The sequence below is a fragment of the Nonomuraea sp. MG754425 genome (assembly GCF_021699195.1).
GTDB lineage: Bacteria > Actinomycetota > Actinomycetes > Streptosporangiales > Streptosporangiaceae > Nonomuraea.
In genome coordinates this window covers 18,722-32,212 of the sequence record NZ_SSXE01000111.1, presented here as the reverse complement: position 1 = coordinate 32,212, position 13,491 = coordinate 18,722, and the positions used below count along the sequence as shown (strand labels likewise).

Here is a 13,491-nt window from a genome sequence, read left to right as displayed (position 1 = left end):
CACCCACCCATCACACCCGAACCGAACCCGAACCCGGGTCCGAGCCCCGAAGCGGTGCCGGCCGGGAGTGGTGCCGTTCTGAGGTGGTCCCGGCCGGGGAAGCACCACCCCGGCCGGGAGTGATGGTGCTCCGGCCGCTTTGCCCGGCAGCGTGCCCGAGCCGCCTCGGGTCAGAGCGGCGCCAGGCCGGCCTCCTTGCGCAGCAGCGCGATGAGGGCGTCCGCGTCGGCGGCGGCGACGTCCTTGGCGGTGAACCAGGTGGCGACGTTACGGGCGTCGCGCTCCAGGAACGACGGCCCCGTGGGATGCGCGATCACGTCCACGATCTGCGGCAGGTCGATGATCACCAGCCTGCCCTCGTGGACCAGCAGGTTGTACGGGGACAGGTCACCATGGGCCAGCCCCTCCCGGGCGAGCGTGACCATGGCCGCCACGAGCTGCTCCCACAGGTCGTCGAGCCCTTCGGACACCTGCGCCAGTCGCGGCGCCGCGTACCCGTCCGGCGTCCCGACGAACTCCTGGAGGATCTCCGTCCCGACGATCTGCACCGGGTACGGCACCGGCACCCCCAGCTCCCACAACCGGCACAACGCCCCGAACTCGGCCACCGCCCACTGCGCGGCGATGGCCTGTTTGCCGAACGCGGTGCGGCTGGCCATGGCGCGGTTCATGCGGTCGTCGCGGGTTCTGCGGCCCTCCAGGTAGCCGGAGTCGCGGTGGAACAGCCGGTGCTCGGCCGAGCGGTAGCGCTTGGCGGCCAGCAGGCAGGTGCGGTCGGTGCCGGGCACCCCGCGCGAGATCAGGTGGACGTCGGCTTCCTTGCCGGTCTTGAGGATGCCGTGCTCGGTGTCCACGGCGGCCAGTTCGGTGACCAGCCAGTCAGGGTGGGGCCGGGGGCCCTTCTCGGTGGGTGTGCTCTGGTCCCAGGTGGACCAGCGGTCGCCCTCCGGCGGGCCGTCGAGGTTTTCCGGGGTGGACTCGAGCCATTCGATGTCGTCGGCGTCGAGGGCCTGCTTGCCACGGCGGCGGTGTTGCGAGTGCTTCGGCACGGTGGGTGAACTCCAGAGATGAGGCCCACCGGCCGGCCGCGATCAGGTCGGCTGACCCCCGGTGGGAAGGAATGAGGACGCGGAGAACGGCACGCGAACAGTCGTCGTCACGGTCTCACCCTCCCTTCCTGTCGCGGTGGTCGAACCGTTGCCCGAGTATGCCGACACGGGCACCACGGCGCAACCGATTAAAAAACCCGTCAGGGGCGTTCTCTGCGTTCCTCCACCGAGCGCCGGTAGAGCTCGTCGATCTCGTCGAGCGGGTCGGGGGCCTGGCGGCGGGCCTCGATCTCCAGGTCGGTGCGGGAGCTGAGGTCGGCGATGCCCGTGGCGGTGTGCTGGACCTGGTCGCCCAGCAGGTCGGCCCGGATGCGGGCGCACATCGCCGTCAGCTTGGCCTGGTGCTGCCTGAGCCGGTCGAGGGTGGCGTGGTCGACGTACGGCGAGACGCGGCGCTGCTGGGCGTACATGCCGAGCTGCCCGTCGTGCACGTCGGCCTGGGCGGTCAGGTCGCCCAGGAGCCGCGGCAGGTCGCCCAGGCCCCAGCCCAGGTTCTGGGCGTGCTCGACGGCCTGCCGGGTGAGCCCGACCTCGCGGCGCAGGTCGAGCCGCAGGCGCTCGACCTCGGCGGCGTCGCCCGTGCCCATCGCGTTGACATGGGTGCTGAAGCGGGCGCCGGCCTGCTTGGCCTTCACCGCGGCCTTCTGGCCCAGCTTGACCAGCAGGTAGATGCCGACGCCGCCCAGGAGCAGGAGGAACGCCAGGATCACCAGCACCACGACAAGGAACTCGCCGATCTTCGCCACCTCCTGCTGTGGGTGTTGCTGTGTTGAAGCTTAGTCGGCCACGGCGGTTTCGACGCGCCCGTGCCGGCCGCTTGTGCCGAGCAAGCTCTTGATCGGGTCGGGCGGGTGTGTTTCAGTGCACATGTCCCCGGAATGTCCCGGAAAGGGCGGACAGGGTGCTCGACGGCAAGATTGTGATCATCACCGGGGGCGCCCGGGGCATGGGGGCGGCCACCGCCCGGCGCTGCGTCGCGGCCGGAGCCAGGGTCGTGCTCACCGACGTGCTGGCGGAGGAGGGCACCGCCACCGCCAAGGAACTGGACGCCCGCTTCATCACGCACGACGTGACCAGCCAGGACGCCTGGGCGGCCGTGGTCGCCGAGACCCTGGAGGCGTACGGGCGGATCGACGGCCTGGTGAACAACGCCGGCATCGCCACGTTGCTGACCATCGAGCAGCAGCCGCTGGAGGAGTTCCAGCAGGTGCTCCAGGTGAACCTGGTGGGCACCTTCCTCGGGCTGAAGGCCGTGGTCGGGCCCATGCGGGAGCGGGGCGGCGGGGCCATCGTGAACCTGTCGTCCGTCGCGGGGCTGTTCGGACTGCCCATGACGGGTGGGTACGGCGCCTCCAAATGGGGCGTCCGCGGGCTGACGAAGATCGCGGCCATGGAGTTCGGCCGGCACCGCATCCGGGTCAACTCCGTGCATCCCGGAATGATCGTCACCCCGATGACCGAGCAGCTCGGGGCCGTGTCGGGGGAGGGCACGTTCGGGCTCTCCCCGGCCGGGCGCTGGGGCGAGGCCGGGGAGGTGGCGGAGGCGATCGCGTTCCTGCTGTCCGACGCCGCCTCGTACGTCAACGGCGCGGAGCTGGCCATCGACGGCGGCTGGACCGCGGGGGAGGGCTCGCTGCTGCCCCCGCCGAAGAGCCCGGCGGGCTAGGTGCCGTACGCGGAGGTCGGCGCGGGCGTCCGGCTCTTCTACACCGACGACGGGGCGGGGGACCTGCCGCCGCTGCTGCTCGTCCACGGCTGGGGGACCGACTCCCACCAGTGGTCGTGGCACATCGACGCGCTCGCCGCCACCCGCCGCGTGCTCGCCGTGGACCTGCGCGGCCACGGCTACAGCTCGGTCCCCGAGACCGGCAACACGCCGCGCGCGATGGCCGCCGACCTGGACGCCCTGCTCGGCCGCCTCGGCGTCCCCCAGGTGGTCGCCGTCGGGCACTCGATGGGCGGCCAGGTGGTCTCGATCCTCGCCGTCGAGCACCCGGAGCGGGTGCGGGCGCTGGTCACCCTCGACCCCGGCTACGGCATGCAGGCCGAGATCGCCCGCGGCTTCCCCCGGATGATCGCGGGCCTGCGCGGCGAGCGTCCGCACGAGGCGGCCGAGCGGATCGACGAGTGGTGCACGAACGCCGCCACCCCCGCCGTCATCAGGCGCTGGCACAAACGCAGGTTGTACGGGATGGCGCCGCACGTCCTCGTCCAGGCGTTCGAGGCCATGTTCACCGCCCCGGACGCCATCGGGGTGCGCCCGGCCAGCGATGACTACCTGGCCCGCAGGCGGTGCCCGGTGTTGTCGATCTGGGCCGACCCCGGGCGGGCCGGCTGGGAGGCCGGGCTGCTGAAGGACCCCGCGTCGGTGGTGCTGTGCTGGGAGGGGGCCGGCCACCGGCTGCACGAGGAGCGGCCGGACGACTTCGTCGACACCCTGGACGGCTGGCTGCGCCGTCTGTGATCGTCAGCCCGGCGGACGGGGGCCGCGGGCCGCCCTTCTGCGCGCGCGGGAGCGGCGTACCCGCCGCAGCAGCCACCACGCCGCCACCGCGAGCACCAGCAGCGCGACGATCACCAGCACCGGCAGGAACACCGCGATCAGGCTCATCCCGAACGACCCGGCGTCCTCGACCGTGCTCACGACCGGCGCGCCGACCCCCGCCGTGCCCGCGTTCACCACCGGGCGGGCGACGGCCTTGAGCGTGTGCACGCCCAGCGCCATCACGATCCCCAGCAGCCAGCCCACCCACGCGTGCTCGGCCAGCCAGGTCGAGTGGTCCAGCTCGGCGGCGGCGCTCGTGGCCGAGAAGACGACCCCGCCCGAGGCCGGCCGCACCACGGTCTGCACGGCGTCGTTGACGCTGTCGATCGCGGGCACCTTGTCGAGGGTCATCTCGGCGACCAGCAGCACCGCCAGCACGGCGAGCACGCCCCAGTTGGACAGCCAGGCGTAGCCGTCGGGCAGCCGCACGGCGTCGGTGACGTTCGCGAGCACCCCCACGACCAGGAGCGGGATGTACGCGTTCAGCCCGGCGGCCGTGGACAGCCCCAGGCCGGTCAAAGCGGCGAACATCCCCCTAGTCTGCCCGTGCCGCCTCGTCCATGAGACCCGGCAGGCCGGAATCGGTGAACTCGGCCACCGCCCGCTCGTACTTCTCCATGCCCCACGACCAGAAGTCGAAGTCGATGGTGTCGTTCGCGCCGTCCTGGATGGAGGCCCACAGTGTCCAGCCGTACTTGGACATCAGGCCGAGCAGCCGGGCGCGGGCGATCTTGTGGCGCAGGCGGCGGCCGTAGTACGCGGTGACGAGCTCCTCCAGGTGCCCGAGCGGCAGGTCGGACTCGCTCCAGATGTTGCCCAGCTCGAAGCAGGCGTCGTTGTTGCCGGCGTACTCGTAGTCGATCAGCCACAGGCGCTCGCCGTCGTCGAGGATGTTGCCCGGCAGCAGGTCGTTGTTGCACGGCACCGTGCCCTCGTCGCGGACGGCCAGGCAGGCGCGGATCTCGCGGACGGCGGGCATGAAGTCGACGTAGCGGGCCGGCAGCCGGAAGCCGCGCTCCCGCACGATCTCCAGATAGCGCCGCTGCGTCTCGAACATGTCGAAGTCGCGTACGAACCGCGGCCCGCCGTGCAGCAGGCGGCACGCCCGCGCCACGCGCGGCAGGTTCGCCGGATCGCGCAGATCGGCCTCGGTGAACGTGCGCCCCGGCACGAACCCCACCACCAGCACCCCGAGCGCCGGCAGGTAGTCGTGCACCGGCGCGCCGACCCCCGCCCGCGCCGCCGCGATCGAGTTCGCGTGCTCGGCGTCCCTGTCGATGGCCAGCAGCGCGCCGTCGCTGGCCGACACGCGCACCACGTACGCGCCGGACGGCGTCGTGACCTTGTAGTTGTGGTTGGTGAGCCCGCCGGGCAGCTCCTCCACGGAGCGGGGCACGCCGGACAGCAGGGGGATGCGATCGAGGACCTCGGGCGCGGCCATGCTCGATGCTAGCCCCGCCACCCCGAACGGTCTAGACCTTTTACGGCGTGCCGATTAGCCTCGCGACCATGAGCGACTCGGCCCGGATCGTGATCATCGGCGGTGGGGTGGGCGGCGCGTCCGTCGCCTACCACCTCGCCCAACTCGGCGAACGCGACGTCGTCCTGCTGGAGCGGGACGAGCTCACCAGCGGCTCCACCTTCCACTCCGCCGGGCTCGTCGGGCAACTGCGCGCCGACCCCACGCTGACCCGCATGAACCAGTACTCCGTGGAGCTCTACCGCGGCCTCGACGCCGGCTGGACCGAGTGCGGCGGCGTCAAGCTGGCCTCCACGCCCGAGCGGATGGCGGAGATCCGCCGCCAGATCGGCTGGGCGCGCACGTTCGGCCTGCCGCTGGAGGAGATCTCCGTGGCCGAGGCGGTGGAGCTGTTCCCGCTCATGGACCCGCAGGGCGTCGTCGGGGCCGCGTACCTGCCGACCGACGGGCAGATCGACCCGTCCCAGCTCTGCTACGCCCTGGCCACGCGCGCCCGCGAGGGCGGCGTCACCGTCCGCACCCGCACCCGCGTGCTCGGGATCGACGTCGAGCGGGGCCGCGTCACGGGCGTGCGCACCGACCAGGGTGACATCGCCTGCGAGATCGTGGTCAACTGCGGCGGCATGTTCGCGGCCGAGATCGGCCGGATGGCCGGGGTGCGCGTCCCGATCGTGCCGATGTCGCACCAGTACGTCGTCAGCGACGCCTTCCACGACCACACCGGCCTGCCCACGCTGCGCGACCCCGACCTGCTCGTCTACTACCGCCAGGAGGTCCAGGGCCTGGTCATGGGCGGTTACGAGCGCACCAGCGCCCCCTGGACGGCCGGCCCCGGCGCGTACGACGCGGTGCCCGGCGACTTCAACGGCCGCCTGCTGCCGGAGGACTGGCCGAGGTTCGAGGAGATCTCCGACAACTCCCGGGTGCGCGTGCCCGCGATGGCCGACGTCGGCATCCGCAAGCTGATCAACGGCCCCGAGGCGTTCACCCCCGACAACGAGTTCTGCCTCGGCGAGACCGAGGTGGCCGGGTTCTTCGTGGCGGCCGGCTTCTGCGCCCACGGCATCGCCGGCGCGGGCGGGATCGGCAAGGTGATGGCCGAGTGGATCGTCGAGGGCGAGCCCGGCATGGACCTGTGGCACATGGACGTGCGCCGCTTCGGCCGCCACTACCGCTCGCCGTCGTACACGATCAAGCGGGCGGTCGAGAACTACGAGACGTACTACGACATCCGCTACCCCGGCCACGAGCGGTCGGCGGGCCGGCCGCTGCGCCTGTCGCCCGCCTACGCCTGGCACGCCGGCCACGGGGCCGTCTTCGGCGAGAAGTCCGGGTGGGAGCGGGTCAACCACTACCGGGCCAACGAGGACGGCAGCGAGGACGAGCGGCCCGGCGGGTGGGCCGGGAGGCTGTGGTCGCCGGCGATCGGGGCCGAGCACCGGGCCACCCGCACGGCCGCCGGGCTGTTCGACGAGAGCTCGTTCGCCAAGATCGAGGTCACCGGCCCCGACGCCGCCGAACTGCTGGAATGGGTGTGCGACAACGAGGTCGCCCGGCACGTGGGCGCCGTCACCTACACGCAGGCGCTCAACCGGCGCGGCGGCATCGAGTGCGACTTCACCGTCACCCGGCGCGGCGAGGAGGAGTTCCTCGTCGTCACCGGCACCGCGTTCGGCTCCCACGACGCCGGCTGGCTGCGCAAGCAGGCCGCGCGCACCGGGGCCACGGCCAGGATCGCGGACGTGACCGGCCAGTACGCGTGCTTCGCGCTGTGGGGGCCGCGGGCGCGCGACGTGCTCGGCGGGCTGACCCCCGACCCGCTCGACTTCCCGTTCATGTCGGCGCGCGAGCTCACCGTCGGGGACGTGCCGGTGCTGGCGCTGCGGGTGACGTTCGTGGGGGAGCACGGCTGGGAGCTGTACTGCTCCACCGAGTACGGGCTCGGCCTCTGGCAGGAGCTGTGGCGGGCCGGGGAGCCGTACGGGCTGGTGGCCGGGGGATACCGGGCCATCGACAGCCTGCGGCTGGAGAAGGGGTACCGCGTGTGGGGCGCCGACATCGGGCCCGAGACGACGCCGTACGAGGCCGGGCTGGGCTTCTGCGTCAAGCCCGGCAAGGACTTCCTCGGCAAGGACGCCCTCGACCCGGCCCCCACGCGCCGGCTGCGCTGCCTGACGCTGGGCGATCCCCGCGCCGTCGCGCTCGGCAACGAGCCGGTGCGGGTCGACGGCCGGGTCGTGGCCAGGGTCACCTCCGGCGGCTACGGGTACACGGCCGGCGCGTCGATCGCCTACGCCTACCTGGAGGCCGGCCCGGGGACGCCGGTCGAGGTCGAGGTCGAGGGACGGTGGGTGCCCGGGACCGTGGTCAAGGGGCCCCTGGTCCCGTGACGCCGCTGCGCACGGAGATGCGGACCCGGTCGGGCCGGAACAGGTCGAGCGCGTACTCCACCGGCGTGCCGTCGCCGGCGTAGGCGGTGCGCTCGATCAGCATGAGCGGCGCGCCCGGCTCGATCCCCAGCTCGGCGGCCTCGGCCGGACGGGCGATGACCGGGTCGAGGCGCTCGACCGCGGTGCGCGGCTCCAGGTCGTACCGGGTGGCCAGCAGCGCGTACAGGGAGCCGGTGAGGTCCTGGCCGAGCAGGCCCGGCAGGTCGGGGAACCAGGAGCGCTCCAGCGCCACCGGAGACCGGCCGGCCGAGCGCACCCTGGCCACCTCGTGCACCGGCGCGCCGGGAGCGACACCGAGCGCCCCGGCCGCGGCGGCGGGCGCGGGCACCGTCGCGGCCGTCAGGACGCGCGCCTCGGCCCGCAGGTGGGCGCGGCGCATCTGCTCCGTGAACCCGGCCAGCCCGGTCAGGTCGCAGTCGATCCGCGGCTCGGCGACGAACGCGCCGCCCGAGCGGCCCGGCACCCGTTGCAGCAGGCCGTCGCGCTCCAGCGTGGCCAGCGCCTGCCTGAGCGTCATCCTGCTCACGCCCAGCCGCCCGGCCAGTTCCCGCTCGCCGGGCAGGCGGTCGCCGGGAGCCAGTTCGCCGCCGGCGATCGAGGCGAGCAGCCAGCGCTCGATCTGCACGTGCGCGGGGACGCCGGTGCCGCGCTCCAGCTCAGGCGGAGTCCCGACCACGGGCGCGGATCACCCCCATGCGCCCGTCACTCCGACAGGCGGCGCAGGCGCTCGACCGCCTCGCCGAACTCGCCCATGAGGTCGTACACGACGTCCTTGGCCGGCCTGATCTGGTCGAGCTGGCCCACGACCTGCCCCACGAAGTAGTTGACCAGCTCCGTCGCGCCGGGCTCGCCCTTCTCGGCCGCCGTCCCGATGCGCGCCATCGCGCCCTCGGCCAGCAGCATCTGCAGCGGCATGCCCAGCGCTCCCGGGCTCTCCGGCCCGGAGTCCCACTCCTCGGTCCAGGCGGACCTGAGCTGGCGGGCCGGCTTGCCCGTACGGGACGGGGAGCGCACCGTGTCCAGTGACGAGGCCGCCAGCAGCTTGGCCTTGACCGCGGGGGCCGTCTCGGCCTCCTCGGTGGTGAGCCAGAGCGAGCCGCACCACACGCCCTCGGCCCCGAGCGCCATCGCCGCCGCCATCTGCCTGCCGGACGCGATGCCGCCCGCCGCCAGCACCGGGACCGGCGCGACGGCGTCCACGACCTGCGGCACCAGCACCATCGTGGAGACCTCGCCGGTGTGCCCGCCCGCCTCCGTGCCCTGCGCCACGATCAGGTCCGCGCCCGCCGCCACCTGCCTGCGGGCGTGCTCGACCGTGCCCACCAGCGCGGCCACCGGCACGCCCGCCTCCCTGGCCCTGGTCACCATCTCGGGCGGCGGCGGGCCCAGCGCGCTGGCGATCAGCCCGATGCGGTGCTTGAGCGCCACGTCGATCAGGCCCGTCGCCCCGGCCGCGGTCACCCGCCTGCCGAACTCGTCGGCCACGGCCGTCAGCGGCCGGCCGGGGGCGCTGACGCCGTACTTGGACAGCAGGTGGGTGACGAAGTCGCGGTGGCGGTCGGGGACGGCGTCGAGGAGGTGCACGCGGCGGTCGAGCGCGGAGGCGTCGATCTTGCCGGGGACGAGCACGTCCACGCCGTACGGCCGGTCGCCCGTACGTTCGTCCAGCCAGGTCAGCTCGGTGTCGAGCTGGTCGGGTGAGTACGCGACCGCGCCCAGCACCCCGAAACCGCCCGCGTTCGTGACGGCGGCCACCACGTCGCGGCAGTGGCTGAAGGCGAACAGCGGGAACTCGATGCCCAAACGCTCAGAGATGGCGGTCCGCATGAGACGACGCTAACCGTCAGAACCTTGTTCGGTCCATCCCCAGGCCGGCGTCTTCTCGCGCCCGCGGGGGCCCAGAGGGTTGTGCTCCAGGCTCACCGGGGCGTGCCAGCCGAGCTCCGGCGTGTAGCCGCGGATCCGCCTGGCCGGGACGCCCGCCACCACGCTGTGGTCCGGGAACGTGCCGCGCACCACCGCGCCGCCCGCCACCACGCACTGCCGGCCCAGCGTGGTGCCCGGCAGGATGATCGCGCCCGCGCCCAGCCACGAGCCGGAGCCGATGGAGACCGGGCTGTTGCGCGGCCACTGCCGCCCGATCGGCACGTCCGGGTCGTCGTAGACGTGGTTCTGGTCGGTGATGTACACGTACGGGCCGGTGAAGACGTGGTCGCCGATGTCGATCGACTGGTGGGCGACGATGTGCGAGCCGCGGCCGATGGAACAGCTCCCGCCGATGCGCAGGATCGAGTCGGGGCCGAGGTCGGGGCCCGGCAGCATGCCACAGGAGATCGACACCCGCTCGCCGATGAGGGTGTGGTCGCCGATCTCGATCCACCGCTCGCCGAAGATCGCGCCAGGGGGGAACGCGATGCTCACCCCGTCCCCGAGACGGCGGAAGCGGTAGCCGGCGGGAGCGGCCGCGGTGATGGCCCCGGCGCGCTGGATCGCCGTGTAGGAGCGGTGGATTAATGCCCCCAAAGCCCGACGAACTAGTGACATAGGGACCAAAGTTACCGTCAGGTCATGCCGTTCGGGCATGTGAGGGGCGTTGTTTGATATCCTGAGAGCCCGTGGACACATCGACCACACCTCGAGCCACGGGAGCCCCTTTGCGCAGCGCATCGCAAACCAAGCATCTGTTCGTCACCGGCGGTGTCGCCTCCAGTCTCGGCAAGGGGCTCACGGCGTCCAGCCTCGGCCGCCTGCTCAAGGGCCGCGGTCTCAAGGTCACCATGCAGAAGCTCGACCCCTACCTCAACGTCGACCCCGGCACGATGAACCCGTTCCAGCACGGTGAGGTGTTCGTCACCGACGACGGCGCCGAGACCGACCTCGACGTCGGCCACTACGAGCGCTTCCTCGACACCGACCTGCACGGCTCGGCCAACGTGACCACCGGCCAGGTCTACTCCAACGTGATCGCCAAGGAGCGGCGCGGCGAGTACCTCGGCGACACCGTCCAGGTCATCCCGCACATCACCAACGAGATCAAAGACCGGATCCGCGGCATGGCCGGCCCCGAGGTGGACGTCGTCATCACCGAGGTGGGCGGCACGGTCGGCGACATCGAGTCGCTGCCGTTCCTGGAGGCCGTGCGGCAGATCAGGCACGAGGTCGGGCGCGACAACGTGTTCTTCCTGCACGTCTCGCTGCTGCCGTACATCGGGCCGTCGGGCGAGCTGAAGACCAAGCCGACCCAGCACAGCGTGGCGGCGCTGCGCAGCATCGGCATCCAGCCCGACGCCATCGTGCTGCGCTCCGACCGCCCCGTGCAGACGGCGATCAAGCGCAAGATCAGCCTGATGTGCGACGTCGACGAGGACGCCGTGGTCTCCGCCGTCGACGCCGCCTCCATCTACGACATCCCCAAGGTGCTGCACTCCGAGGGCCTCGACGCGTACGTCGTGCGCCGCCTCGGCCTGCCCTTCCGCGACGTCGACTGGAAGGAGTGGGAGCAGCTCCTGCGCCGCGTGCACCGCCCGGCCAAGGAGGTCACGATCGCGCTCGTCGGCAAGTACATCGACCTGCCCGACGCGTACCTGTCGGTCACCGAGGCGCTGCGCGCCGGCGGCTTCGCCAACGACGCGCGGGTCAACATCCGCTGGGTCAAGAGCGACGACTGCGAGACGCCCGAAGGCGCCGAGCGCGAGCTCGACGGCGTGGACGGCGTGCTCGTCCCCGGCGGCTTCGGCGTGCGCGGCATCGAGGGCAAGATCGGCGCGATCCGCCACGCCCGCGAGAACAAGATCCCGCTGCTCGGCATCTGCCTCGGCATGCAGGGCATGGTCATCGAGGCCGCCCGCAACATGGCCGGCGTCGAGGACGCCAACTCCGCCGAGTTCGACCCCGACACCAAGCACGCGGTCATCTCCACCATGGCCGACCAGGAGGACGTCGTCGCCGGCGAGCGCGACATGGGCGGCACCATGCGCCTGGGCAGCTACACCGCCAAGCTCGGCGAGGGCACCCTGGCCAGGCACCTCTACGGCGGCAAGGCCAAGGCCGACGAGCGCCACCGCCACCGCTACGAGGTCAACAACGCCTACCGCGAGCAGCTCGAGAACGTCGGCCTGGTCTTCTCCGGCCTGTCGCCCGACGGCCGCCTGGTCGAGTACACCGAACTGCCCGCCGACCGCCACCCGTTCTTCATCGGCACCCAGGCCCACCCCGAGTTCCGCTCCCGGCCCACCCGGGCCAACCCGATGTTCAAGGGGCTCGTCGGCGCGGCCCTCGTCTACGCCGACAGCCGCGTCGGCACGGCGAAGGTGGGCAAGTGAACGGGCGCACGCGGGTCGAGGACACGCCCGAGGCGTGGGACGTCGTCGATTCGAAACACCGCTTCAAGGGCTACGTGATCGAGGTCGTCACCGACACCGTCAGGATGCCCCGCGACGAGGTCGCCGACCGCGACTACGTCGTCCACCCGGGAGCGGTCGCCGTGCTCGCCCTCGACGAGCAGGACCGCGTCCTGATGATCAGGCAGTACCGCCACCCCACCCGGCACCTCATGTGGGAGCTGCCCGCCGGGATCCGCGACGTGGCGGGCGAACCGCTGGTCACCACCGCCGCCCGCGAGCTCGCCGAGGAGGCCGGCTACCGCGCCGACACCTGGTACACGCTCGTCGACCTGCGCTCCTCGCCCGGCATGACCGACGAGCGGGTGCGGGTCTTCCTCGCGCGCGGCCTGAGCGAGATCCCCGACGAGGAGAACGGCTACGAACACCGGCACGAGGAAATCGACATGCCGGTCGAATGGGTCCCGCTGGCCGACGCGGTCGAGAAGGCGCTCATGGGAATGATCCACAATTCCTCGACGGTGGCCGGTATCCTCGCCGCGTATGCGGCTTCGGTCGAGGGGCACTCCCTGCTGCGCCCCGCCGACGCCCCCGAGGCGTGACGGAAGGACCAGTTCGTGGAGGCGGTGCTCTCCAGTTACCTCGCCCATCTGGCGGTGGAGCGCGGCCTGGCCGCCAACACGCTCGCGTCCTACCGGCGTGACCTGCGCCGATACTTCGAGCATCTCCAGGCGCGGGGCCGTCTGGAGCTCGGCGAGGTGGGGGAGGCCGACGTGCTGGCCTTCCTCGCCGCGCTGCGCGAGGGCGACGGCGAGCATCCCGCCCTCGTCGCCGGCTCCGCCGCCCGCGCCGTCTCCGCCGTGCGCGGGCTGCACCGTTTCGCCCTGCGCGAAGGCGTCACGGCCCACGACCCCGCCCACGAGGTGCGCCCGCCGCGCCAGCTCCGCCGGCTGCCCAAGCCCATCGGCGTCGACGAGGTCGAACGGCTCATCGCCGCCTCCGGCCCCGAGGACGCGCCCCTGACACTGCGCAACCGCGCGCTGCTCGAAGTGCTCTACGGCACCGGCGCCCGCATCTCCGAGGCCGTCGGGCTGGCCGTGGACGACCTGGAGGACGACCAGGCGCGCCTGCGCGGCAAGGGCAACCGCACCAGGGTCGTCCCCCTGGGCCGCTACGCCCGCTCGGCGCTGGACGCCTACCTCGTACGGGCCCGGCCGGGGCTGCTCGCCCACGGGCGCGGTACCCCCGCGGTCTTCCTCAACGCCCGCGGCGGCCGGCTGACCAGGCAGGGCGCCTGGGAGGTGCTCCAGGCCGCGGCCGAGCGGGCCGGCCTCGACGGGATCAGCCCGCACGTGCTGCGGCACTCCTTCGCGACCCATCTCATCGACGGCGGGGCCGACGTCAGGGTGGTGCAGGAGCTGCTCGGCCACGCCTCCGTGACCACCACTCAGGTCTACACATTGGTCACGGTTGACAAACTCCGCGAGGTCTACGCCGCGGCGCATCCGCGCGCCCGGCAGTGATCTATAGTCTCTTGGGACGTGCGCCGGCCCACGGCGTGCCGCCT

The 13,491-nt window shown here is 72.5% G+C and carries 13 protein-coding genes; 6 read left to right on the top strand and 7 right to left on the bottom strand.

The window, feature by feature from the left end; all coding sequences use genetic code 11:
• Positions 1-170: 170 nt before the first annotated feature.
• Both FAF44_RS56015 and FAF44_RS32685 read right to left on the bottom strand, forming a co-directional pair.
• Entirely contained in the window at positions 171-1,049 is an 879-nt protein-coding gene (locus FAF44_RS56015) for a serine protein kinase RIO (protein WP_237107184.1), read from the bottom strand.
• A 200-nt stretch (positions 1,050-1,249) separates the two neighbouring features.
• Complete coding sequence (locus FAF44_RS32685; protein ID WP_237107183.1) at positions 1,250-1,855, bottom strand: hypothetical protein; 606 nt, start codon at positions 1,853-1,855, stop codon at positions 1,250-1,252.
• Between the two features lie 155 nt (positions 1,856-2,010).
• Here FAF44_RS32685 and FAF44_RS32680 point away from each other — a divergent pair, with 155 nt between their 5' ends.
• A complete protein-coding gene (locus FAF44_RS32680; protein ID WP_237107182.1) occupies positions 2,011-2,775 on the top strand; it encodes a glucose 1-dehydrogenase in 765 nt (254 codons plus the stop codon).
• Positions 2,776-3,573 carry an alpha/beta fold hydrolase gene (locus tag FAF44_RS32675; protein ID WP_237107181.1) on the top strand — a complete coding sequence of 266 codons (798 nt, stop codon included), beginning with the start codon at positions 2,776-2,778 and terminating at the stop codon, positions 3,571-3,573.
• Positions 3,574-3,576: 3 nt separating this feature from the next.
• Here the strand turns inward: FAF44_RS32675 and FAF44_RS32670 are convergent, their stop codons facing one another.
• Together FAF44_RS32670 and FAF44_RS32665 are read right to left on the bottom strand one after the other, a co-directional pair.
• The gene (locus tag FAF44_RS32670; protein ID WP_237107179.1) at positions 3,577-4,185 is read right to left on the bottom strand and encodes a DUF4126 domain-containing protein; all 609 of its coding nucleotides are present in this window, start codon (positions 4,183-4,185) and stop codon (positions 3,577-3,579) included.
• 4 nt (positions 4,186-4,189) lie between these two features.
• Positions 4,190-5,095: a choline/ethanolamine kinase family protein gene (locus FAF44_RS32665; RefSeq protein WP_237107178.1), complete on the bottom strand. Its 906-nt coding sequence runs from the start codon at positions 5,093-5,095 to the stop codon at positions 4,190-4,192.
• A gap of 68 nt (positions 5,096-5,163) precedes the next feature.
• On the opposite strand from FAF44_RS32665, the gene FAF44_RS32660 reads away from it, so the two are divergent.
• Positions 5,164-7,524: an FAD-dependent oxidoreductase gene (locus FAF44_RS32660; protein ID WP_237107177.1), complete on the top strand. Its 2,361-nt coding sequence runs from the start codon at positions 5,164-5,166 to the stop codon at positions 7,522-7,524.
• Here the strand turns inward: FAF44_RS32660 and FAF44_RS32655 are convergent.
• Genes FAF44_RS32655 through FAF44_RS32645 form a run of 3 tightly spaced genes read right to left on the bottom strand, consistent with a single transcriptional unit; the run spans position 7,502 to position 10,128 of the window.
• On the bottom strand, positions 7,502-8,260 hold the full coding sequence (locus FAF44_RS32655; RefSeq protein ID WP_237107175.1) for a GntR family transcriptional regulator: 759 nt from the start codon (positions 8,258-8,260) through the stop codon (positions 7,502-7,504). The two genes, FAF44_RS32660 and FAF44_RS32655, sit on opposite strands and share 23 nt — an antisense overlap.
• Positions 8,261-8,286: 26 nt before the next feature.
• Positions 8,287-9,411 carry a nitronate monooxygenase family protein gene (locus tag FAF44_RS32650; protein WP_237107174.1) on the bottom strand — a complete coding sequence of 375 codons (1,125 nt, stop codon included), beginning with the start codon at positions 9,409-9,411 and terminating at the stop codon, positions 8,287-8,289.
• Positions 9,412-9,420: 9 nt separating this feature from the next.
• Positions 9,421-10,128, bottom strand: a complete 708-nt coding sequence (locus FAF44_RS32645) for an acyltransferase (RefSeq protein ID WP_237107173.1) — start codon at positions 10,126-10,128, stop codon at positions 9,421-9,423.
• Between the two features lie 110 nt (positions 10,129-10,238).
• Here FAF44_RS32645 and FAF44_RS32640 point away from each other — a divergent pair, with 110 nt between their 5' ends.
• Genes FAF44_RS32640 through FAF44_RS32630 form a run of 3 tightly spaced genes read left to right on the top strand, consistent with a single transcriptional unit; the run spans position 10,239 to position 13,447 of the window.
• Positions 10,239-11,906: a CTP synthase gene (locus FAF44_RS32640; protein ID WP_237107172.1), complete on the top strand. Its 1,668-nt coding sequence runs from the start codon at positions 10,239-10,241 to the stop codon at positions 11,904-11,906.
• Complete coding sequence (locus FAF44_RS32635) at positions 11,903-12,526, top strand: NUDIX hydrolase (protein ID WP_237107171.1); 624 nt, start codon at positions 11,903-11,905, stop codon at positions 12,524-12,526. Before FAF44_RS32640 ends, FAF44_RS32635 begins: the two co-directional genes overlap by 4 nt.
• 15 nt (positions 12,527-12,541) lie before the next feature.
• Positions 12,542-13,447 carry a site-specific tyrosine recombinase XerD gene (locus tag FAF44_RS32630; RefSeq protein ID WP_237107170.1) on the top strand — a complete coding sequence of 302 codons (906 nt, stop codon included), beginning with the start codon at positions 12,542-12,544 and terminating at the stop codon, positions 13,445-13,447.
• Positions 13,448-13,491 lie beyond the last annotated feature (44 nt).

What these genes read in the sequence shown, in the direction of transcription:
- FAF44_RS32665 (WP_237107178.1), bottom strand. Translation starts at nt 5,095, where the DNA reads ATGGCCGCGCCCGAGGTCCTCGATCGCATCCCCCTGCTGTCCGGCGTG.
- FAF44_RS32660 (WP_237107177.1), top strand. Translation starts at nt 5,164, where the DNA reads ATGAGCGACTCGGCCCGGATCGTGATCATCGGCGGTGGGGTGGGCGGC.
- FAF44_RS32670 (WP_237107179.1), bottom strand. Translation starts at nt 4,185, where the DNA reads ATGTTCGCCGCTTTGACCGGCCTGGGGCTGTCCACGGCCGCCGGGCTG.
- FAF44_RS32650 (WP_237107174.1), bottom strand. Translation starts at nt 9,411, where the DNA reads ATGCGGACCGCCATCTCTGAGCGTTTGGGCATCGAGTTCCCGCTGTTC.
- FAF44_RS32645 (WP_237107173.1), bottom strand. Translation starts at nt 10,128, where the DNA reads ATGTCACTAGTTCGTCGGGCTTTGGGGGCATTAATCCACCGCTCCTAC.